This window comes from Corynebacterium belfantii (genome assembly GCF_041898185.1).
Classification (GTDB): domain Bacteria; phylum Actinomycetota; class Actinomycetes; order Mycobacteriales; family Mycobacteriaceae; genus Corynebacterium; species Corynebacterium belfantii.
The window spans coordinates 1172220-1193524 of record NZ_CP157823.1; the positions used below are offsets into that span (position 1 = coordinate 1172220).

The following is a 21305-nucleotide window of genomic DNA, read 5'->3' on the forward strand; positions in this document are numbered from 1 at the left end:
TTGAGTTGCACATCACACAACCTTGAAGGAGTCCACATGTCTGACACCATCACCATCCAGGGCGCTGTGCTCGAGCGCTCGGATGCCGCGCGTCCCTACGCGGATTCGCAGCCGATTTCCATCAGCGAGCTTGAGCTCACCGCGCCTGGCGAAGGTGAAATCCTGGTCAAGATCACCGCGGCCGGCATCTGCCACTCGGACCTGTCCGTGGTGAACAACAACCGTCCGCGCCCGCTGCCTATGCTGCTCGGCCACGAGTCCGCTGGCGTCGTCGAAGAAGTCGGTCCCGGTGTGAGCAAGGTGAAGGTCGGCGACCATGTCGTCATGACCTTCCTCCCGCGCTGCGGCGAGTGCGATGGCTGCAAGACCGACGGAAAGATGCCGTGCGAGGTCGGTTCCAAGACCAACAACGAGGGCACGCTCATCCGCGGTACCCGCCACCTCACCCGCAACGGCGAGACCGTCCAGCACCACCTCGGTGTCTCCGGCTTCGCTACGCACGCGGTCGTTTCTGAGCTCTCCGTTGTCCCCATCGGTGCTGATGTCCCGGCCGACATCGCCGCCATCTTTGGCTGCGCCATCCTCACGGGTGGCGGCGCCATCCTCAACGAGATTGACCCGAAGCCGGAAGATTCCATCGCCGTTGTCGGCCTCGGTGGCGTGGGCATGTCCGCTATCATCACCGCCGCAGCACTCGGAGTGAAGGAAATTGTGGGCATCGACATGCAGGCTGACAAGTGCGCCAAGGCCATCGAGCTTGGCGCCACCGATGCCATGACCCCGGCCGAGGCTGAAGCCTCCGGCAAGAAGTTCACGGCCGTCGTCGAGGCTGCCGGTCACCCCAAGGCTCTCGAAACTGCCTACAAGATCACCGGTCCGGGCGGTCTGACCGTCACCGTCGGTCTGCCGGCGCCGGGCTCCACCATCACCATCGACCCGCTCGTCATGACCGGCGAGGCTCGTCGCGTCCATGGCTGCTACCTCGGTTCTTCCGTCCCGAGCAAGGACATCCCGAAGTACGAGCAGCTCTGGCGCGACGGCAAGCTCAACGCTGAAGGCCTCATCTCCAGCCACATCAAGCTTGCCGATATCAACCAGGCCATGGACAACCTCTCTGAGGGCGTGGCGCTGCGTCAGATCATCGAGTTCGACTAATTCTCGTCCAGCCCCAGCTCGGGGCGTTCGCCAACCTCGGAACCGCGCCTCGAGCGCGGTGGCCGGGCTTCATATTTTTCATCAGATTGGTATCTCATGTCTCGTTCCGCATCCCAGCCTGAAGATCATCAGGCATCGAAGGCACTGGCTGAGCCTGAACAGGGTATCGGCCAAGAATCTCCGCACTGGAAGGCCGGTCCTTTCGACATTCGCCTGCCGTTTGTCCACTACCGCATTGAGTGGCCGGACTACGCCCAAGGTTTGTTCATGTGCGTCGTCGACCTCGGCGCCATTCCGCTCATGACCGAGGCACTCGGCATGCCCTTCGAGGTTGCCCTCGCCGTGGTCATGCTCAACGGTCTGCTCTACCTCACGCACCACTTGCTTGGCGACCCCGTCGTCCCGGGCTGGATCACCCCGGCTATCCCGCTGCTTACCGTGTACGTGCAGACCTTCCCCGAAGGCGAACAACGCGTCTGGGCGCTCATCAGTTTCCAGCTCTTGCTTGGCATATTTTCGATCACTCTCGGCGTCACAGGATTGGCGTCGAAGGTTGTGCGCGTCATTCCTTCCGGACTGCGCGCGGGCATCGTCCTCGGCGCAGGTATCGCCGCTATCTTCTCCGTATTCAAGGAAGATGGTCGCTTCCACTCGTACCCCGTGACCATCACCATCGCGGTGGCCATCGCGTTCTACCTGATGTACTCGCGGTCCTTCGCTGGTCTGCGTCAGAAAGCGGCCGGTTGGCGCTTCATCGCTTCGTTGGGCATCCTGCCAGCTATCTTCGTAGCCATCTTCGTTGCACCACTGGTCGGCGAGGCACCGTGGCCGGACATCGAGTGGGGCTTCTCCAGCCCTGACTTCGCTACCTTGTGGAGCGAGTACACCATCTTCGGTCTTGGCTTACCGCCTGCGCACATGTTCCTCACAGCTATTCCGACCGTGCTTGCCGCCTACATCGTGGTGTTCGGTGACGTCCTCCAAGCCAACGCGGTGCTTAAGGAAGCGGACCACGTTCGTACCGATGAAGCCGTGGTCTACAGCCCGTCGCGTGCCCACCTCCTCTTCGGCGGACGCAATATCATCATGTCGATCATCGGCCCTGACGTCGCTATGTGTGGTCCGCTCTGGGCGGCGATGCACGTCGTCATTGTTGAGCGCTACAAGCAGGGTAAGCGCGCCATGCGCTCCGTCTTCGGCGGTGCTGGCTCTTTCCGCTGGGGAACAAACACCGGCTTGTTGCTTCTGCCCATTATTTCCTTCGTTGAGCCCATCCTGCCCATCGGCTTGGCGCTCACTCTCATCATTCAGGGCTTCGTCTCCGTCCGTGTGGGCATCATGGAGGCAAAGAATCAGAAGGACCTCGGCATCGCAGGCATTACTGCTGGCGTCCTCGCCACGCAGGGCGCGGCCTGGGGCTTCGCCGCAGGCATCATCATGGTGCTTGTCATTTACGGCAAGGACATGTTCAAGGATGAGCGCGACGGCACGATCCGTAATTTCGACGAGATTGACCCCAACGAGGGCTTCGCGGATGCCCAGGCGGACTTCACTGAGCTCGCCGAACTCAATGACGTGGACGAGCAAGGCCGCCCGACCCCGCACTTCCACCGCACTCAGGATGTAAAGCACGACACCTCTGCATCACGCGAGGACCGTTCCTAGTCCGCATCGCCTCACGCTTACCGCCACAGGCGCCCAGCTACTAGAACTGAGCGCTTGTGGATTGGCGTGAAGAGTTACGTTGCTTTTTGGCGGTCCATAGAAAGACCGTGACGTGTCAAGCGAAAGTCTTTATTGGTAGTTATCCCTAAAAGTGCATGAAAAGGCCCGTGTGCAGCAGCACACGGGCCTTGAGTTTTGCTGGTTTATGTTAGCTTAGCCCCAGTGGGAGGAGGAGCGCTTAGCCAGCTGCGCGCGGTACTGCGCGGTGGTATTGGGCAGGAGTTGGCCGGTGGTCCAGTCGAGGATGACGCCGTAGTGGCGCACAAGGTCGAGCTGATCGAGTTCGCCGGCATGGTATCGGTCGGCGACTGACTGCGGATCCTCGTCCAGCTTGGACTGACGGGTCGAGCGCTGCTCCTCGCGCAGGGAAGTGGTCGCGGCCTCGTCGAGACGGTACTCGTCGATTTCCGGGTCGACGGCCTCGATGACGACGCCGTAGTCCTTGGCGGCGCGCTCGATGGAGACGTAGCCGTCGATGACGTCTTCGAGGACTGCCTCGGGGTCGCGCTCGAGGGCGTCGCCGAAGCCGCCGCCACCGGAGGAGGGACGCTCGAAGGTGTCGCCGGGGCCGACCTTGACGTTGGAGAAGAGGGCGCCCAGGAACTTCTCGTCCTCGGTGCCGCGGTTGAGCCACACGCCCTGCGGGATAGAGGGCAAACCACCCTCGATGCCCCAGGTGATGGAGCGGGCGCGGTCGCAGCAGTAGCTCATGATGGTGTCATTGCAGTCGGTGAGCACGCCGCCCTTGGTCACGCCGATGCCGCCGCGGTACTTGCCCGGTCCGCCGGAGTCGGTGACGAGCGCGTGGTGGCTGGTGAGCACAGGGGAGAGGCGCTCCTGGCCCTCGACGGGCTGGACGGCGAGGCCTGGACCGAATACCGGCGCGGTAGCGGAGGAGCCGTCGCGGTCGACGCGGCCACCCCAGCCGCCAGCCATCCAGTCGTACCACATGAAGAAGTTGCCACGGTCCTGCGGAGTCTGTGCCTCACGGGTATCCCAGCCGCCGATGAGCAGGTACTCGAGGTTGAACGCACAAGCCATCGCACGTTCCTGCATGAGCTGGGACCACAACTCGAAGACGGCATTCATGATTTTTTCGAACGGGCCGGAACAGAAGCCGGTCACGGCGTGGGGGATGCCGGCGTTGACAACGGTGCCTTCGGGGCCCAAGTCGACGTCCATGGCGCGGTAAAGTCCGGAGTTGAGCGGCACGTCGGGGAAAAAGGTCTTCGTGCCAGCGACGATGCCGGAGAACGCGGAGCCGTAGCCGGCATTGAGGAAGCTCGCGACGGCCGGTGCGGAATCTTTGAGCGAGTAGGACAGGCGGCCGTCCTTGATCGTCATCGTGACCTTGACGGGCACGAGGCCTTCCTCGCGTGCCGGGTCCAGGTCGATGTAGTCCACGGTGGACCACTCGCCGTCCGGCAGTTCCTTGACGCGGGCGGTGACGATATCCTCGACGTAGTCTTGGACCTCACGCAGTGCTTTGCGGATGGTGTCGCCGCTGTACTTGTCCACGAGACGGTGGATTTCGCGCTCACACACGGCGGTGGCCTCGGCCTGGGCCTTCAGGTCGCCGAGGACGATTTCAGGGCTGCGGGTGTTGTGGGCGAGCAGCTTGGCCACGTCCTCGAGGAAGATCCCCTTGCTCCACACACGGACCGGGGTAATGCGCAGGCCTTCCGTGAAGTAGTTCGTCGCGGAGACGTCGAAGGAGCCGGGGACCGATCCGCCCGCGTCAGCCCAGTGACCCTTGTTCTGGGCAAAGGCGAGAATCTTGCCCTCGTGGAAGATGGGGCGCAGGAAGGACACGTCGTTCATGTGCGTGCCGCCCTGGTACGGGTCGTTGATGGCGAAGACGTCGCCCTCATGGATGTCGTCGCCGAACTGCTTGAGCACGGCCTGGCACTGGAAGTGGAGGGTACCCACGTGCACGGCGATATCTTGGTCACCCTGCATGACGGTGTTGCCCTCGGCGTCGCAGAGCGCGGAGGAGAAGTCACGCGAGTAGATGACGAAGGAGTAGCAGGTACGAAGAATCTGCTCGGACATGAGGTTGACCGAGGTAGCGAAGGCGTTCTTGAGGACCTCAAAGGTCACTGGGTCGAGCGTGCGGCGTGACGCTCCGGTGGTGGGGGCAGACATAATGATTGCTCCTTAAAAGTCGGTGGGGCGGCAGGCTACTTGGTGCCCTTGAGAATGTGGATGCGGATATTCAACCATTCGTCGATCTCTGCGAGGTCTCCTGGCGGGATGACCGTCGTGGCATCGAGCTGGTCGATGATGGCGGGGCCCGACAGCTTGGCGCCAGCCTTGAGCTCCGAGCGTTGGTAGACCGGAACCTCGGCCCAGCCGCCATTGGAGGAGAAGTAGACCTGGCGGGACTCGGACGGAGTCTCCGCGTCGTGCTCCTCGACGTCGTAGTGCGCGAACGGTGGGCTCTCGAGCTCGCCGATGGCGACGACACCGATCTGGTAGAACTCCACGTGGCCCTCGCGGTCCGCGAAGGAGTACTCGCGCTCGTGCTCCTCGTGGAAGGTCACGACGGCGTCATCGAGAGGGTTGTCCGAATCCGGAATCTCGACGGTGAGCGAGCGCCACTGGCCGCGGTAGCGCATGGACGCGGTGCGCTTGAACTTCATGCGTTCCTCAGGAACACCCTCGTGGGCGAGGCGTTCGCGGGCCTCGGAGACGAGTCCTTGGTAGGCCTTGCGCAGGGCCGCGGTGTCCACAGTGGCTACCGGCGCCTGGTACATCTGCGTGAGGTCGTGACGGATGTCTACGAGGAGGCAACCCTGCGCCGAGGTGACACCCGGGTGCGGCGGGACGACGACGGTGGGGATGGACAGGTCACGGGCGACCTCGGCGCCGTGGAGGGCGCCGGCACCGCCGCCGACGACGAGGACGAAGTCACGCGGGTCGTAACCACGGCGAATGGACAGCAGACGCACCGCGTCGGCCATGTTCGCGTTGGCGACCTGCACGATGTTCTCTGCCGCAGTCTCTAGATCGAGGCCCAGCGGGTCGGCGACGGTCTTCTTCACAGCGCCGCGGGCGGCATCGGCGTTGAGCTTGAGCTCGCCGCCGATAAGCGAGGTGCCCAGGCGGCCGAGCGTAACGTTGGCGTCCGTGTTCGTCGCCTCGGTGCCACCGCGCTCGTAGCAGACCGGACCCGGGTCAGCGCCCGCGGACTGCGGGCCATTGCGCAGGGAGCCAGCCTCGTCGATCCATGCGAGCGAGCCGCCGCCCGCGCCGATGGTGCCCACTTCGATGGATGGGAAGTTGATGGGGAAGCCGTATTCGACCTGCCACTGCTTGGTAATGCGAATATCGCCGTTGTAGACGAGCGAGATATCCGTTGAGGTACCGCCCATTTCCAGGCCGATGGCGTTGGCGTAGCCGCAGCGCGTCGCGATGTCCTGGACGGCGATGGCGCCAGCCGCAATACCGGACGCCGCCAGGCGCACCGGGTAGCGGCTCACCATCTGTGGGGTCATGGAACCGCCGCCGGAGTGGAGCAGGAGGAGGTCGCCCTCGTAGCCACCCTCGGCGAGCTGGCGGGAGAGGCGGTTGACGTAGCCCGAAACGAGCGGGGCCAGCACGGCGTTGGAGACCGTCGTGGAGAAGCGCTCGTGTTCGAAGATCTCCGGGAGGATGTCTGAAGACGTGGAGATGGCGGCATCGGGAAGCTCTTCGTGCAGAATCTCCTTCATGCGCTCCTCGTGCGCGGAGTTGGAGTGGGAGTTGATGAAGCAGATGGCGACGGTCTCGACGCCCTTGCGGCCCAGAATCTTCGCGACGCGGCGCGCCTCCTGCTCGTCAAGCGGCTCGACTTCGACGCCGTCGTAGTCCACGCGCTCCGGGACCTCGTAGCGGTCGCGGCGACGGATGTACGGGTCCGCCACGTCGTGGTAGGCATCCCACAGCTCGTCCTTTGTGCCGTCACGAATCTCGATGACGTCGCGGAAGCCCTTCGTCGTGATGAGCGCTGACTTGGGGAAGCGACGCTGGATGAGCGCGTTCGTGGCCACCGTCGTGCCGTGGCTGAAGACCTCAACCTCGCTGAGCTGAACGTTGCCTTGCTCCAGACCGTTCATGACGGCGCGCATCGGGTCATCCGGTGTGGAGGGAACCTTGGCGACGCTGAGCTCGTGGGTCTGTGTGTTGACGATGGCGACGTCGGTGAACGTACCGCCGACGTCGACGGCTACGCGGAAGGGCTTGGGATTCGGAGACAAGAGAAAGTCCTCGCTTTCCATTAATCGAAAGGGCGTTGATTGCGACTTAGTATCGTGAGCTGGCTTACAAACAACAATGGAGAATTGTTCAATGCGCGTCGGAGAAAATATCTTTTCCTACAAAGATGGAGGTTGTTGCACCAATAAACCAACCAATAAAATGTTGCCCGAAACACTTTTTCTCGGGAGGTTGTGCGGTGTCACAAAAAGAAGATTGGCTGTTCTTGTCCGACCTCGTGCTGGAGGAACCCCGGTTGCAGCCGTGCGCAGGTACCGCCGAGGTGCGTTTCGCCGGCCTCGGCTCCGCCCACGAAGGCGTGGGCTCCGGCTGGCTCGTATTCGCCGAGCCTGCGGCCTCGGCCCGCCATACGGCGCATGAGCTTGCCGACGCCGCCGCCGTCATCGTCCTTGCCGATGAAACGGTCGGCAGGGCGCAGGAAGACTTTGGCGGCGTGCCTGTAGTGCTCGGCGCGCCGGGGCTCACGCGTGTGGACGTGCGCCGGGCCGTGGATAAACTGTGGCGGCGCATGCCCAACCATCGGGCATGGCAACGCATGCGCGCCAACGAGCAGCTGAGCCCCGCGCTCATGGCGCAACGGCCGGAATCCGAGCTCTTGGCGCGAGCGGTGGAACTCACCGGAGATGTCTACCTGTTGCTCACGCGCGACGGCGAGGTGGTGGCCAGTGCCGGCGAACTGCCCTCGCGCACGGTGGGACGTCAATTGGTGCGCTGGCCGGAGGGCGAGGGCCGCCTGCATGCGGGACGCTGGACGATGGCGGCGCGGCTGCTCGTCTCGGATGAGACGGACCGCGCCTCGGGCGGCGGCGTGTGGCTGGTGCGCGGCAACCGGAGCGGCCGGGAACCCGACTTGGACGAGTCCGCCTGCATCGCGTTGTGCGAGCTGCTCGTGGTTGTTGCGGTGAGTAAGCGCAACCTGGAGCGTGCACGGCTCACTGATTCCACGGTGTTGCTCACCGGACTGTGCGACGCCAACGCGAATAAGGAGGAGCTTGAGCAGGCGCTCGTGCGGCGTGGCTTCTCCGCCGAGGCGGGCCTCCACATCTTCGTCGCGGGCACGGCGAATGACGCGTACCGTCCGCAGATAGCACAGGAGGCCACCGCGGTGGCGGCGCGGGCGGGCGTGCCGCTGCTCATCGGCCACGTGCGCGGGCGCACGACGGTGGTAAGCACGGAATCCAGCGCGCTGTCCGATATCGCGCGCGTGCTGCCAGGACCGGTGGGCATTTCCAATGCGTTTAAGGATGTCCAAGGCGGGGCCCTGGCGTGGCGGCAGGCGGTCGTGGCGGCGGTGGCGACGCAGCGGCGTCGCGTGGTGGATGCGCACCACCTCTTCTTTGCGCAGTGCACGGCGACGGAAACGCTTGCCGCGACGGCGGGCTTCGAGCGCTTGGCGCAGGCCGTGAGCGCGCTGGACGCGGCGATTGCAGGGCTCAAGGAGGGGCCTGCCGTCTTTGCAGCCTACGAGGCTGAGGGCTTCTCCGTTCCACGTGCGACCAAGGCGCTGGGCGTCCATCCCAACACAGTGCGCAACCGACTGGAGGAACTCGGCACGGTCGTCCGCTTCAGCGAGGCAGACCTGAGTCTGTGGGCCCTGTCCGAGCGCCTCGCCCCGCGCCTGTGCTAAGTTCTCCACAGATTTACACGACCATCGTTGCAGGCCTTGGCAGGTTTTATAGCTTCTTAAGCCATGAAATCTTTCGTCTCTCGGCTCAAGGAAGAAAACGTCGACTCCTTGCGTGAACTCAAAGGCTGGCGCCGCACCGCGGCGCAGGATCCACATCCTCGTCAACCTCCACAACATCGAGATGATTCTGCGCGGCGACGGCGACGACATCATCGTGCGCGCCACGGATGGGACGTGGCGCACCGGCGCGGAACTCATGGAAGAACTCCTCGCGGGCGTGGGACTGGCGACGATTGTCAACGCACGCAACGAACCGATGAAGCAATACCGGCTCAAACGCTACTTCACCCAAGCCCAACGCGACATAGCGGCCGCGGTCCAACACATCTGTATGGATCCGGACTGTAAGATTCCGTTTTCCCTGTGCCATGCCGACCACCTCAAAGCCTGGGCGAAAGCGGGGAGACCAACCCGGACAACATCCTCATGCTGTGCGAATACCACAACATGAAAAAGAGAGACGGCGACGTCTACTGCAAGGGCGAGAACGGGCGGATTTACAAGCGGCGGGAATTCGGCCCCGCCGTGCCGTGTAACTAGCGCCAGCAACCGCCACTACAACGCGAAAGACCCGCTCCCCACGAGGGGAAGCGGGCAACTCGGCGTGCCTACGAGCGGGTGCGCGCCTTCTTCTCGGCGGCATTCATGTCGTTGACGGAGGCCGCGGACTCGAGGTCGGCGATGTCGACGCTGTTATCCGCAGTGGACAGTGGTAGCGTCGAGGCGACGGTGATGTCCTCGCGGGCGTTGATCTCCGTTGCGATTTCTTCGATGAAGGTGTGCTCCGGGATGTTGGAGATGCGGGCGATGGCGATGATTTCCTGCTCCTCGTCCTGGGTGAGCGCCTCTTCGCCTTCGAAGCGCTTGGCCATGAGCTCGCGGGCGCGGCGGCGCAGCTGGGTCTCGCTCTCGAGCTCGCGGCGGTGCTTCCACCAAGACCAACCGATGACGAACATGCAGAGGATGCCCATGTAGCCCAGGATGGGGTAGACCCAGCCGATGAGCTCCGAGAAGCCGATGAAGGACAGGACGAACCCGACGAGGACGATGGCCACGTAGACCTTGTAGAAGTGCTGACGGTGGCCGCGGGTGAGGCGTTTGGCCAAGGCATAGAACATGCCGATGGCCGTGTTGTAGATCATGCCGTAGATGGCAAATGCCATGAGCGTACCGAGGGCCGGGTGAATTTTGGTGACCATAGCGAGGGTGGGCATGTCCGTCTCCAGGACGGTTTCGACGGAGATGTACATGGAGCCGACGAGCACGGCGAGGAGGAAGAGGAAGATGAAGCCGCCGATGACGCCGCCGAGGCCGACCTCGCGGGAGTCGAGGAAGTTGCCGCCGATGACGATGGCCATGGACACGACGACGATGACCTGGAGGCCAACCGAGTTGATGGCCGAGACCCACCAGTTGGGCAGCGTCGTGGGAATCTCCTGTGCCTGCTCGTTGAGGTGCGTGAAGTCGGGCTGCGCGGTAAAGATGGTGTACATCGTGCCGATGGAGATGAGCACAATGATGAACGGAGTGACGGCGCCGATGACCTTGGTGACCTTGTCCACGTCGAGGAGGCCGGTGAGCAGGACGAGGGCCAGCATGATGCCCGCGCCGATCCAGATGTCCCAACCGAACTGCTGCTTCATATTGGACCCAGCGCCCGCGAACATGGCGAAGCCGATGCAGAAGAGACACGTCATCGTCGCGATGTCGAGGACGCGGGAGGTCACGGGGCCGGAGATGACCGTGAACACCGAGTTGTGGTCCTTCGCGCGGTGGTAGCTGCCCAGCTGCAGCATGGAGATACCGGCAATCATGACGCAGATGGACGTCACGATAGCGCCAACAATGCCCCAGTTGCCGAACGCGACGAAGTATTGGAGGGCCTCGCGGCCGGAGGCGAAGCTCGCGCCGACGAGGACGCCAATGAAGGCCATGGAGATGCCTAAAGCTCGTTGAATCATTGGTTTACCTTTCGGTCGATAGATATTTGATTGTAGGGATGAGTGAAGGGAAATTCCTAGAGTTTGGTTCACGAAAGCCCCAGCGCGAAGAAGCACTTCACACTGGGGCTTCGGGGCTACGCGTGCTTGCGAGCGTGGACGGCGATGAACTTCGCGATGTCGCTCAGGCCTTCCTCTCCACGCTGCATCACGCCGGCAGACGTGAACAGGCCGTGGTGGTACCCGCGCAGGTGCTCGTACCGGACGTCACAGCCGGCCTTGGCCAACTTGAGGGCGTACTCGCCGCCCTCGTCCGCGAGCGGGTCGTTGTCCACCGTAATAACGTAGGCGGGCGGCAGGTTCTCCGGCAGCTCGTGGAGCAGCGGGGACAGGTCGGCGACCGTCTTGTCCTGGCCCTCCGGCAGGTAGGTCCGGATGAACCAGCGCATGGTCTCCGCCACCATGGGGAAGCCCTCGGTCACGCGTTGGTACGAGGCGCCAGACTCCGTGCGCTGATCCGAGATATCCGTGATGGGATAGATGAGCACCTGGCTGGAGATGGGGGCGACGGAGTCGTCCCCGGAGAACTCGTTCGCCAGGATGGCCGTGAGTTGACCACCCGCCGAGTCGCCCGCGATGGCGACGTTGGTGACGTGCAGACCGTGCGGAGCGGCGGCGTCGGAAAGCCAACGCAACGCGGCGCGGCAGTCATCGATGGCAGCGGGGTAGAGGTGCTCCGGCGCGAGGCGGTAATCGACCGCCACCGCCGGCAGCCCGGACTCGACCGCGAGGCGGCGTACCGCGGAGTGGTGCGTGTCCAGGTTGCCCATGAGCCAGCCACCGCCATGGATGAATAAGATGGCGGGGGTGGGGGCGTCACGCTCGCTGGCGGGGCGCGGGTCCGTGAGGCGGACCCGGAACTCGCCTACCTCGAAGTCTTGCGTGAACGGCTCCGTGGCTTCCGTGAGTCCGTTTTGGGCGGTCGAGGTCACGTAGTTCTCGCGCACCGTGGGAATCTCGATGTGGTGGAAGGACACCCCGCCACCGGCACGGAAGGGACCCACGGACTTCCACGCGTCCTCCGTGATGGGGCGGCCAGTGAATTCGTCAGCGAGCGTGTGCATTAGGCCACCCCGTAGTCAGCCAGCTCGAGGGTGCGCGTGAGGTCCTGGTACTCGGCGACGTTGCCGGACCAGTTGTTGATGACCTTACCGTCCTCATTCTTGTACCAGGAGGAGCAGTCGGCGGAGAAGGCGGACTCGTTGAGCTCAGCCTGGATGCGGTCGTTGAACTCGCGCAGGACCTGCGGGTCGACGTCCAGGACCTTGTTCGGGTTGTCGCGGAGGTACTCGACGGCCTGGCGAATGTACTTGTCCTGCTCCTCGAGCATGGCCACGACCGAGTGGTGGTTGAGGTTCGTGTTCGGGCCGTAGAGCATGAAGAAGTTGGGGAAGCCGTCTACGGACATGCCCAGGTAGGCCTCCGGCGCGTTGCCCCAGCGCTCGCGCAGGTCGAGGCCACCTCGGCCAATGACTGGTAGGTCTCCCTGGAACTCCTGGGAGTGGAAGCCGGTGGCGTAGATGATGACGTCGAACTCGTGCTCCACGCCGTCCGCGGTGCGGATACCCTTCGGGGTGATTTCCTCGATGCCCTCGGTGACCAGCGAGACGTTGTCACGGTTGAAGGTCGGGTAGAACTCATCGGAGCGCAGGATGCGCTTGCAGCCGAACGCGAAGGTTGGGGTGAGCTTCTTTACCAGCTCCGGGTCGTTGACCTGGGAGGTGAGGTGCTCCATGGCCTGCTCGACGCCTTCTTGTGCGGCATCGGTGCCCTTGCGGGTGCGCTCGAAGCCGTCCTCGCGGGTGTCGTGGATCTCCTGGCGAATGGCGCGGTAAGACTCCGGGTTCTCTTGGAACTCGCGCAGCTCCTCGTCGGTGAAGATGACCTGATTGCGCGGCAGGATGTAGTTCGCGGAGCGCTGGAAGACGGCGAGGTGTCCGGCCTCCTTCGCCACCTCCGGCACGAGCTGGACCGCGGAGGCCGCGTTGCCCACCACGGCGACATTCTTGCCCTTGAGGTCAACGGTGTGGTCCCACTCGGCGGAGTGGAACTGCGTACCCTCGAAGGTCTCGCGGCCGGCGAAGTCTGGAACCTTCGGCTTGGAGAGCTGGCCCCAGGCGCCCACAAAGACGCGGCCGTAGTAAATGTCTCCGGTGGAGGTGGCGATCTCCCAGGCCTTGAGCTCCTCGTTCCACTCGGAGCGGACGATGCGGTTGTTGAACTTGATGTGCTCGTAGAGGCCAAACTCGGTGGCGAGTGCCTTGAGGTAGCCGAGCATCTCGTCCTGGCCGGCGAACATGCGGGACACGCCGAGGTTGAGGAAGTAGGAGTAGCAGTAGATGAGAGCCTGGGTATCGCAGGCTGCACCCGGGTACGTGTTGTCGCGCCACACGCCGCCGACCTCGTCCGCGGCCTCGAGGATGAGGAAGTTCTCAATGTTGTCCTTAGCGAGCTGGGCGCCCATGCCGAGTCCGCCGTAGCCGGTGCCGAGGATGATGCAGTCGTAGATGTGCTTGTTAGACATGTTGGTTCTCCTTGAAGGGTAGGTGGGGGCGTGTTTTAGTTCTTACGGACTTCTGCGGCGAGGACCTCGAGGCCGTCACGCAGGGTGGACTCGTTGATGACCAGCGGCGGCAAGAGGCGGATGACGTTGCCGTCCAGACCACAGGTGAGGATGAGGACGCCCTGCTCCTTGCAGGCGCTCGCGACGGCGGAGGTGAGCGTTGGGTTCGGGCGACCGTTCTCGTCGACGAACTCGAGGGCGATCATCGCGCCGCGGCCGCGGACCTCGGCGACGGTGGGCAGCTCGGTGAGTGGCTCGAGGACCTCGCGGATAATGGACTCGATCTCGCGGGCACGGCCGGCGAGGTCGTGCTCCTCCATCTCCGCGATGGCCGCGAGCGAGGCTGCGCACGCCACCGGGTTGCCGGCGTACGTGCCGCCCAGGGAGCCCGGTCCCGGTGAGTCCATGATTTCGGCACGGCCGGTGACGGCTGACAGCGGCATGCCGCCGCCCACGCCCTTTGCCGTGGTGATGAGGTCCGGGACGAGGCCCTCGTGGTTGCTCGCGAACCAGTCGCCCGTGCGGCACATGCCGGCTTGAATCTCGTCTGCGACGAAGACGACGTCGTTCGCGCGGCACCACTCCAGCAGCGCCGGAAGGAAGCCCTCGGCTGGCTCGATGAAGCCGCCCTCGCCCTGCAGCGGCTCGATGACGAGCGCTGCGATGTCCTCCGCGCCGATGACCTGCTCGATGGAGCGGATGGTGCGCTCCGCAGCCTCTGCGCCGCTCAGGCCGTCGCGCAGCGGGTAGGAACCCTGCACGCGGTAGATATCGGAGGCGAGGGTGCCGAAGCCGGACTTGTACGGCTTGTTCTTCGCCGTCATGGTCATGGTGAGGTTCGTGCGGCCGTGGAATGCGCCATCGAAGACGACAATGCGGTTCTTGCCCGTGTAGTTACGTGCAATCTTCACGGCGTTCTCAATGGCCTCCGCGCCGGTCGAAAACAGTGCGGTCTTCTTCTCATGGTCGCCCGGGGTCAGCTCGTTGAGCTTCTTCGAGACCTGGAGGAATCCCTCGTAGGGTGCATTGAGAAAGCAGGTGTGGGTGAGGTGCGACGCCGCCTCAGCGATGGCCGCGGTTACGCGCGGGTTGGATGCGCCGACGGTGGTCACCGCGATGCCCGAGGCGAAGTCGATGAAGGAGTTGCCATCGACATCGACGAGCACGCCGCCGTCACCGTCCACGATGTATGCGGGCAAGCCCGGCACGAGACCGCGGGCCAGCTCCTGCTCGCGCTCGGCCTCAAGCTCCTGGCTCCGCGGGCCAGGGATGGCGGTCACGACTTTCCGCTCTTGTGGAACGCGGTGGTTGAAGTCCTGCATGTCACTCCTTCGAGTCAAATTGAAATGTGATGGAAGTCATTGTGCCGACGGAGTGTAGCGTGGCATATAAACATTGTGTCGAAATGAAAACGCTAATTTGTACACAATGTATATAGGAAGGTGGGGTGTGATGACTCGGTCATCAGCGCACGTGGATGCAGAAATGGGCGATACGCTTTCAATTTCGTGGCTTGCAAGCCGTCGAAATTTGGGCCTGCGCGTGGTCCATGATTCGGGCCGTTCTTTTGGCATGGTGCACCCGTGCGAGCTTGAAAATCCCGAAAAATATGTCGGTGAGGGCACCCTCGTTTTGCTCACCGGCATCGCTTTTCGCGATCATTCGGAGGCTTTCAGCGACTATGTCGCCCGCCTTTCTGCCGCCGGGGCCGCCGGCATTGGCTTCGGCGTGGGCGTCGTCTTCCCCGAGGTCCCGCACGAGCTTGCCGACGCCGCCCTCGCCCACGACGTCTCCCTTCTCACCATCCCCCTTGACGTGCCGTTTATTTCGGTCTCCACGGCCGTGCACCGCGAGCTCGCGCAACGCCGTGAGCGCCGTCTCGAGGTTCTTCTTGAGCTCCAAGGCCGTCTCAACCTCGCGGCCGGCCAGGGCCTGAACGGGCTCGTCACCGGCACGGCGCAGGCCCTCGACGCGAGCGTTTGTCTTGTGGACTTGGACGGCCGTGTGTCTGCAGCGGCGGTCTTGCCCGGCTTTGAAAACATCGAGCTCAACCATGTCATCGATGACGCGCGCCATCGTGGTTTTGGAATCGCCGGCAAGGTGGGGGACGTCAATGTTCTGGCGCGCCGTCTTTCTCCGAGCGGCAATCAAACGCATGGTCTCGTGGCCATGGCCGACCACTACTTCGACGCCAGTCAGCGCGCCTTGCTCAAACACGCCGCCGGCCTTGCCGAGCTCATCATTCGACGCCCACAGGAGCTGCGCCGCGCACAGCGCGAGCTCACCACGCTGGCCGTGTCTATGCAGCTTGGTCTCACAGGCCGCGACGAATCGATGCAACGCATCTTCCGCCAAGCCAGCGATACGGAAGGCAAAGTCCGTCCGGTCCTCGTCAAATCCGAGTCGGCACGAGCGCATGCGCGCTTCATTGAGGCGCTTGACCGCAATCTCGCGGAACAAGGCCGCCTGCTCTTCGCCGTGGAGGTCGATGACCTCACCTGGTTATTCCTGCTGCGCGGCAACCGTTCCATGCGCAATATTCAGGAACTTCTCCTCGACATCCGCGGCGGTAAACGCATTGTCGTCGGCTCACCCCTCGAGTGGTCGCGCCTGCGCGAATCCACTGTCCGTGACTTGGAGAAAGTCGCCTTCGGCTTGCAACCTGGCGCGCTCGTGGGCCCCGAGTCGCGCACGCTCAATTGGCTAGGCGACGAAGGCGTTGGTGCCGCCGTCGCCCACCGCTTCGCTGAAACCTGGGGTAAGTTGCGCGAGTACGACGCGGCCCACGGCAGCGAGTATGAACAGACGCTGCAGGCCTATCTGCGCAACGGCGGGCACTATGTGCGCACCGCTGATGCGCTAAATACCCACCGACACACCGTGCGTAAGCGTATTGCCGACGCCGCCGAGATTCTCGAGATTGACCTCGACGATCCCATCGCGGTCGCGGAGCTCGTGGTGCTCGGCGTCGCCGGCGCCGGTGCATCCTCGTTCTAGCCGCGCTTTGTCGTCTCTCCGACATCGATGAGACCTGACTTGGCTCATTTTGGTGTGTTGTATTTCATATTGACGTTTCTGCCTGTGGGGTTGGGTATCAGAGTGCGGGTTTTGTCTGACTAAGCGGGTAGCGGTGGGGGTGCCGGTAGGCTGTTGAATATGTCACCGAGTATCCGCCGGGTCCCGACGGCGTCGGGTGCGACCGCTGTTCAAATCATCTGGCGGTACCGCAACCGCAAACCTGAAATCGAACACGTCGGCTCCGCCCATACCGACCACGATCTCGCAGCGCTGATGGTCAAGGCTCAGCGGCTTGTCGATGGCGAGCAAATTTCACTTGACCTCAAAGTGTTGCCTTCTGCGGTTGCTGTGTCTGGAACAGGCACGGTTGATAATCCCGTCACGGTATCCGGTGAACGCGCAGGTCTTCTCCTAGACGCGATTCGCGGGGCCTTCCAACTCCTTGGCCTGGATACGGCAAGCGGCAAGGACGAGGTGTTTTTCAACCTGGTCCAAGCCCGTATTATCTCGCCGGGTTCCAAGTTTGATTCCATTGAAACTCTGGCAGAAGTCGGCGTGGCCTCGGCTTCATACGCGACTATAAAGCGCTACCTTCCGCGGTATGCCGACAAAGACTTCCGCGACCAGATAACCCACGCGCTAGCCACACACGCGGCCATTGGTCCTGGTGTGATGGTTCTCTACGATGTGACAACCTTGTATTTTGAAACTGACGTGCCCGACGAGCTACGCAAACCCGGGTTTAGTAAAGAACGCCGACTCGAACCCCAGATCACTGTCGGGATGCTCACCGACTCCACCGGCTTGCCCTTGGCGATCGGCGCGTTTGAAGGCAATCGTGCGGAAACGCACACCATGTTGCCAATGATCCTGCGTCTTAAAGACGCCTACCACCTTGACGACATCACGATTGTTGCTGATGCTGGCATGTTTTCAGCCGCCAACAAGACCGCGATTATCGATGCCGGGTTGGACTACATTCTGGGCACGAAAGAACGCGAAATCCCAGAACCAATTAAAGCCTGGCTAGATGCAGCGGAAGGGCGCAGCTACACCGACTACGACGACGGACACATCTGGACCCACCGTCACCACAGCGACAAACGCCGCACCAGCGGCAAACCGCAGGCAGTGACCTATTACCAGTATTCCTACGATAGGGCTCGGCGCACAAGGCGCGGCATCGGCGAACAACTAGATAAAGCCCAGCGTGCTGTTGACGGAAAGATACCCGTCAAGCGGAATCGATACGTCAACCTCAAGGCCCCGAATAAGCAGGTCAACCACACCCTAGCCAACAAGCACCTAACCCTGGCCGGGATTAAAGGATACGAGACCTCACGCACAGACTTAAAACCCCAGGAAGTCATCGGTGCCTACCGGCGCCTGTTCACGATCGAGAAATCGTTCCGAATGGCGAAATCAGACCTGAAAGCCCGACCGATTTATCACCGTAAAGAAGACTCCATCCACGCACACCTAACCATTGTGATGGCCGCGATGGCCACAGGCCACGTGTTGGAACAAGCCACGGGCCTGTCGTTGAAGCGATTAGTGCGAACCCTGAAGAAATACCGGACGTTTACCGTCGAAATCGCAGGCCAGACCCTCCATGCACAAACCGACCTGCCCGCTGACATCCGCGAACTCACCGAAAAGCTGCCCCAACCGTCTGACTAAATTGAGCCAAGTCAGGTTAGTCGTGTTTTTAAAAAGAAAGGCCTCACTATCGTTCTCAATGAGAGCTTGGTAGTGAGGCTTTGTGCTATTCAGCTGCGTCGTTGATCAAATACGCTGCGGCAGCTGTAGCCGCGGTGACACTTACCACCGAAGGCCATGCGCCGATCTTTTTCGCCAGTGGGTGAGAGGCGCCAAAAGCTGCGAGGTATGACGTAGTTAGGAGTGCTGTTCTTGCAGCGCCACCGCGTGCCCACCATGACCGCCCTGCCCAGATACCGGCGGCAGCGAGTACGACACCTCCTAGTGGACGGATTCCGGTTTCGCGGGCAGTTAACCATCCGCCAATTAGGCCCGTGGCTACAACTGGAGCAGTACTGACTTTGTCTGCTGGTTTGAGCTCAAATCCCATAAAAGTTGTCATAGCGCAACAGCATAGCGAGCCATCGGCAGCAGCGCTATAGACAGTGTTAGCATGAAAACTACTTTATCTTATTGCCTCGCAGGAGACTTACACGACTAACGGTGGTGAGACGTTCTACCAGCATCCAAGCGGACAGTGGATGACCAACAAGGAGCGTGCAGTATCCGGCGCTGAGCTCAATTCCTTGGAGCTGGAAAAGGCTAAAGAGATCGAGGCGCTTATCCGCAAGGATATTACTTTCCGCCATTACATGGGCGAGAAATTTGAAGACGTATATAACCAGTGCCCAAAGCCAGAAGAAAATGCTTCAGGTAGCTCTGCACTTCCGGCAGTAGCCGGAACTGCCGCAGTCGCTGTGGCGGCGGGTGCATTGTCGCAGGGTTCGTCTGTTGGTGCTCCAGCGGCAGTATCCAAGACTCCTGAAGCGCAGGCCCCAGCAGCTGGTCAGAAGGCTCAGGCTAGCCGCGGCATGCTCGCGCATACCGGTTCCAATGTGACCGCTAAGACTGTCTTCGCTTTGATGGTCTTGGCAGTGGTCGACGCGGCAGCATTTGTTGCTCGTCGTAAGTTCGTAGTTTAGCTTTTCGCTTACATTCAAGTCGCCAGTACATGTATTGTGTTGGCGACTTTGCTATGTCATGGTGGGTGGGGAATGTTTTTGAAGTTTGGTTTCGATAATTAGCTATCCTGTTAGCTATACTTAAGTGCATTAAACATTGATTAGGTGCAGCATCGAACTGCTGCATGGGAATCTGGTGCAAATCCAGAGCTGACGCGCAGCGGTGAAGGTGCAAGTGAGTGCTTCAATGTAGCCACTGAGAGTAAAAACTCTTGGGAAGGTGAGGCAATTACTCTCGCGTAGAGCACCACAGTCCGAAGACCGGCCTAATCAGAAACATGTGCTGCTGTCCTCGCGTTCTAGGTGAGCAGACCGATATGTAGTTGAAGTTGGTCATGTGATCAGGCGACTTACCACGCCCGTGCTATTTATTGCACTGCTTATTGTGGCGGCCGTTAGTTTTGTCATCTCCTTATCTTTTGGTTCTGTCGACTACCCGCAGGAGCAGGTATGGGCGGTAGTTAAAGCTCATCTTGCCGGAGACGTCTACCCAGATCAGTCGATTGATGCAGTGGTATGGGAATTGCGAGCACCTCGTGGCGTTTTAGCTCTTATTGTCGGTGCAGGTTTGGCGCTCGCCGGTGTTGCTATGCAGACCTTGGTGCGTAACCCATTGGCAGATCCTTATCTCCTAGGCATTAGCTCTGGTGCGAGTGTGGGTGCGACCGCAGTGCTCGTTTTCGGTTTGCTAGGAAATTTTGGACTTTACGCGCTTTCTGTTGGAGCTCTAGTGGGTGCAATTATCGCTACGTTTGCGGTGTATGCAGTTACCCTTGCTCAAGGTGGGTTGACACCGTTGCGATTGATTTTGTCAGGCGTTGTGCTTTCGTCAGCTTTTTCTGCACTTGCTAGCTTTTTGGTTTTTAAAGGTCCAGATGCCCGTGCTGCTCAAGGCGTGATGTTTTGGATGCTTGGTTCGGTTGCTGGCGCGCAATGGGGAAAAATTGCCATCCCTGCCGTTGTAGTAGCGCTGGCTTTTGCTGGCTTGCTGTTTATTAATCGTCAGATGGATGCGCTGGCTGCCGGCCCTGACACCGCAGCAGCTTTAGGAGTCAATGTTCCAGTCTTGCGTCAGGGGCTATTTTTCCTCCAAGCGATGCTCGTTGGCGCCATGGTTGCGGTAGCTGGTGGAATTGGATTCGTGGGACTTGTAATCCCTCACTTGGCGCGCATGATGGTGGGTTCTCTGCATCGTCGGTTGTTGCCCATCGCTGCTGCTTTTGGCGCTGTATTTATGGTGTGGGTCGATGTGTTGGCTCGGGTTGCAGCACCTCCTCAAGAAATTCCGCTCGGTGTTGTTACGGGTGTTATCGGAGCCCCGTTATTCCTGATTTTGATGGGACGCAAGAGCTACCGCTTTGGGGGACAGGAGTCATGATGCATTGCCAAGCACAGGGTATTGCTTGTGGTTTTGATACCAAGACAACGATTTTGAAAGACATTTCCTTTTCTGTAGAGCAGGGCACGATGACTGCGATCGTGGGGGTTAATGGTGTCGGAAAATCTACGCTGTTGCGTGCCCTAGCCGGTATCACGCAACCTCATGCTGGCGTTGTAACGGTCAATGGCCATGATATTCACAAAATCCGTGCCAAAAAACGTGCCATGATGTTGACCTTCGTGGGTCAAGAGGAACAACCACCTGTGGATTTATCTGTGGAAGAAGTAGTGGCCCTTGGCAGATTGCCCTATATCAAGTCATGGCAGTTGGGTTCTAAGAACGAACGCGACATCGTGGAACATTCTCTCGAACTGGTCGGTTTGGCAGGGCGTCGTAAAGCGTTGTGCTCTGAGCTTTCTGGCGGACAGCGGCGTCGAGTGTTGTTGGCGCGTGGCTTTGCTCAGCAAACGGATCTCGTTTTTCTCGACGAGCCGACCAACCATCTCGACGTTCAGCACCAATTGCACTTGCTCCATGTGCTTCGTGATTCCGGGCGCACCATCGTTGCTACCATCCATGATCTTGATCTGGCGGTGTCGCATTTTGATCAGGTCGTGGTGGTGGGCAACGGTGGCGTGGTCGCTGCTGGAACTCCACAGGAAGTTCTCACCCCTGAGATTGTGTCTCAAGTATTTGGTGTGGAATCACTGCTTGTCCAACTCGAACAAGCCCGTCGTGTGCATTTGCTTATCGACGCCCTGTCTCATCGACCTCATCTATCCCCGAAGGAGTAGTTCTC

General features: G+C 61.3%; 16 protein-coding genes and 1 riboswitch. Of the genes, 8 read left to right on the forward strand and 8 right to left on the reverse strand.

Annotated elements, in window-relative coordinates; translation table 11 throughout:
• Window positions 1–36 precede the first annotated feature (36 nt).
• Window positions 37–1155: an alcohol dehydrogenase catalytic domain-containing protein gene (locus tag ABMV07_RS06005; protein WP_196978003.1), complete on the forward strand. Its 1119-nt coding sequence runs from the start codon at window positions 37–39 to the stop codon at window positions 1153–1155.
• Between the two features lie 96 nt (window positions 1156–1251).
• Entirely contained in the window at window positions 1252–2820 is a 1569-nt protein-coding gene (locus tag ABMV07_RS06010; protein WP_196978004.1) for a hypothetical protein, read from the forward strand.
• Window positions 2821–3033: 213 nt separating this feature from the next.
• On the opposite strand, the gene ABMV07_RS06015 is transcribed toward ABMV07_RS06010, so the two are convergent.
• Window positions 3034–5025 carry a hydantoinase B/oxoprolinase family protein gene (locus tag ABMV07_RS06015; RefSeq protein ID WP_196978005.1) on the reverse strand — a complete coding sequence of 664 codons (1992 nt, stop codon included), beginning with the start codon at window positions 5023–5025 and terminating at the stop codon, window positions 3034–3036.
• 35 nt (window positions 5026–5060) lie between these two features.
• Entirely contained in the window at window positions 5061–7139 is a 2079-nt protein-coding gene (locus ABMV07_RS06020) for a hydantoinase/oxoprolinase family protein (protein WP_196978006.1), read from the reverse strand.
• 176 nt (window positions 7140–7315) lie between these two features.
• Between ABMV07_RS06020 and ABMV07_RS06025 the strand changes: the two genes are divergently transcribed.
• On the forward strand, window positions 7316–8764 hold the full coding sequence (locus ABMV07_RS06025) for a helix-turn-helix domain-containing protein (protein WP_196978007.1): 1449 nt from the start codon (window positions 7316–7318) through the stop codon (window positions 8762–8764).
• A gap of 118 nt (window positions 8765–8882) precedes the next feature.
• Here the strand turns inward: ABMV07_RS06025 and ABMV07_RS06030 are convergent, their stop codons facing one another.
• The 5 genes from ABMV07_RS06030 to gabT all read right to left on the reverse strand — a co-directional run bounded on the left by ABMV07_RS06030 (window position 8883) and on the right by gabT (window position 14709).
• Window positions 8883–9194, reverse strand: a complete 312-nt coding sequence (locus tag ABMV07_RS06030) for a hypothetical protein (RefSeq protein WP_196978008.1) — start codon at window positions 9192–9194, stop codon at window positions 8883–8885.
• A gap of 238 nt (window positions 9195–9432) precedes the next feature.
• Window positions 9433–10785: a hypothetical protein gene (locus tag ABMV07_RS06035; protein ID WP_197689513.1), complete on the reverse strand. Its 1353-nt coding sequence runs from the start codon at window positions 10783–10785 to the stop codon at window positions 9433–9435.
• A gap of 116 nt (window positions 10786–10901) precedes the next feature.
• Window positions 10902–11888, reverse strand: coding sequence for an alpha/beta hydrolase (locus tag ABMV07_RS06040; protein WP_197688293.1), 987 nt, complete (start codon window positions 11886–11888; stop codon window positions 10902–10904).
• Complete coding sequence (locus ABMV07_RS06045) at window positions 11888–13348, reverse strand: NAD(P)/FAD-dependent oxidoreductase (RefSeq protein WP_196977879.1); 1461 nt, start codon at window positions 13346–13348, stop codon at window positions 11888–11890. Before ABMV07_RS06045 ends, ABMV07_RS06040 begins: the two co-directional genes overlap by 1 nt.
• Window positions 13349–13383: 35 nt before the next feature.
• Window positions 13384–14709 carry a 4-aminobutyrate--2-oxoglutarate transaminase gene (gene gabT / locus ABMV07_RS06050; RefSeq protein WP_197688905.1) on the reverse strand — a complete coding sequence of 442 codons (1326 nt, stop codon included), beginning with the start codon at window positions 14707–14709 and terminating at the stop codon, window positions 13384–13386.
• A gap of 163 nt (window positions 14710–14872) precedes the next feature.
• Here gabT and ABMV07_RS06055 point away from each other — a divergent pair, with 163 nt between their 5' ends.
• Together ABMV07_RS06055 and ABMV07_RS06060 are read left to right on the forward strand one after the other, a co-directional pair.
• Window positions 14873–16384, forward strand: coding sequence for a PucR family transcriptional regulator ligand-binding domain-containing protein (locus ABMV07_RS06055; protein WP_234914526.1), 1512 nt, complete (start codon window positions 14873–14875; stop codon window positions 16382–16384).
• 159 nt (window positions 16385–16543) lie between these two features.
• Window positions 16544–18085, forward strand: coding sequence for an IS1634 family transposase (locus tag ABMV07_RS06060; protein WP_374064146.1), 1542 nt, complete (start codon window positions 16544–16546; stop codon window positions 18083–18085).
• 85 nt (window positions 18086–18170) lie between these two features.
• Here the strand turns inward: ABMV07_RS06060 and ABMV07_RS06065 are convergent, their stop codons facing one another.
• The gene (locus ABMV07_RS06065) at window positions 18171–18506 is read right to left on the reverse strand and encodes a hypothetical protein (protein WP_088268209.1); all 336 of its coding nucleotides are present in this window, start codon (window positions 18504–18506) and stop codon (window positions 18171–18173) included.
• Between the two features lie 139 nt (window positions 18507–18645).
• Between ABMV07_RS06065 and ABMV07_RS06070 the strand changes: the two genes are divergently transcribed.
• From ABMV07_RS06070 to ABMV07_RS06080, 3 genes are all read left to right on the forward strand, one after another.
• The gene (locus ABMV07_RS06070; RefSeq protein ID WP_088268207.1) at window positions 18646–19086 is read left to right on the forward strand and encodes a hypothetical protein; all 441 of its coding nucleotides are present in this window, start codon (window positions 18646–18648) and stop codon (window positions 19084–19086) included.
• A 125-nt stretch (window positions 19087–19211) separates the two neighbouring features.
• A riboswitch (cobalamin riboswitch) is annotated at window positions 19212–19410 on the forward strand.
• A 52-nt stretch (window positions 19411–19462) separates the two neighbouring features.
• Window positions 19463–20503, forward strand: a complete 1041-nt coding sequence (locus ABMV07_RS06075) for a FecCD family ABC transporter permease (protein ID WP_374064970.1) — start codon at window positions 19463–19465, stop codon at window positions 20501–20503.
• Complete coding sequence (locus tag ABMV07_RS06080) at window positions 20503–21300, forward strand: ABC transporter ATP-binding protein (RefSeq protein ID WP_088268203.1); 798 nt, start codon at window positions 20503–20505, stop codon at window positions 21298–21300. The genes ABMV07_RS06075 and ABMV07_RS06080 overlap by 1 nt, the downstream gene beginning before the upstream one ends.
• Window positions 21301–21305: the final 5 nt, after the last annotated feature.

Bases quoted from the DNA above. Each gene is read 5' to 3' on its own strand.
- ABMV07_RS06010 (WP_196978004.1), top strand. From the start codon at position 1,252: ATGTCTCGTTCCGCATCCCAGCCTGAAGATCATCAGGCATCGAAGGCA.
- ABMV07_RS06055 (WP_234914526.1), top strand. From the start codon at position 14,873: ATGGGCGATACGCTTTCAATTTCGTGGCTTGCAAGCCGTCGAAATTTG.
- ABMV07_RS06035 (WP_197689513.1), bottom strand. From the start codon at position 10,785: ATGATTCAACGAGCTTTAGGCATCTCCATGGCCTTCATTGGCGTCCTC.
- ABMV07_RS06005 (WP_196978003.1), top strand. From the start codon at position 37: ATGTCTGACACCATCACCATCCAGGGCGCTGTGCTCGAGCGCTCGGAT.
- ABMV07_RS06065 (WP_088268209.1), bottom strand. From the start codon at position 18,506: ATGACAACTTTTATGGGATTTGAGCTCAAACCAGCAGACAAAGTCAGT.
- ABMV07_RS06030 (WP_196978008.1), bottom strand. From the start codon at position 9,194: ATGGCACAGGGAAAACGGAATCTTACAGTCCGGATCCATACAGATGTG.
- ABMV07_RS06070 (WP_088268207.1), top strand. From the start codon at position 18,646: ATGACCAACAAGGAGCGTGCAGTATCCGGCGCTGAGCTCAATTCCTTG.
- gabT (WP_197688905.1), bottom strand. From the start codon at position 14,709: ATGCAGGACTTCAACCACCGCGTTCCACAAGAGCGGAAAGTCGTGACC.
- ABMV07_RS06060 (WP_374064146.1), top strand. From the start codon at position 16,544: ATGTCACCGAGTATCCGCCGGGTCCCGACGGCGTCGGGTGCGACCGCT.
- ABMV07_RS06045 (WP_196977879.1), bottom strand. From the start codon at position 13,348: ATGTCTAACAAGCACATCTACGACTGCATCATCCTCGGCACCGGCTAC.
- ABMV07_RS06020 (WP_196978006.1), bottom strand. From the start codon at position 7,139: ATGGAAAGCGAGGACTTTCTCTTGTCTCCGAATCCCAAGCCCTTCCGC.
- ABMV07_RS06080 (WP_088268203.1), top strand. From the start codon at position 20,503: ATGCATTGCCAAGCACAGGGTATTGCTTGTGGTTTTGATACCAAGACA.
- ABMV07_RS06040 (WP_197688293.1), bottom strand. From the start codon at position 11,888: ATGCACACGCTCGCTGACGAATTCACTGGCCGCCCCATCACGGAGGAC.
- ABMV07_RS06015 (WP_196978005.1), bottom strand. From the start codon at position 5,025: ATGTCTGCCCCCACCACCGGAGCGTCACGCCGCACGCTCGACCCAGTG.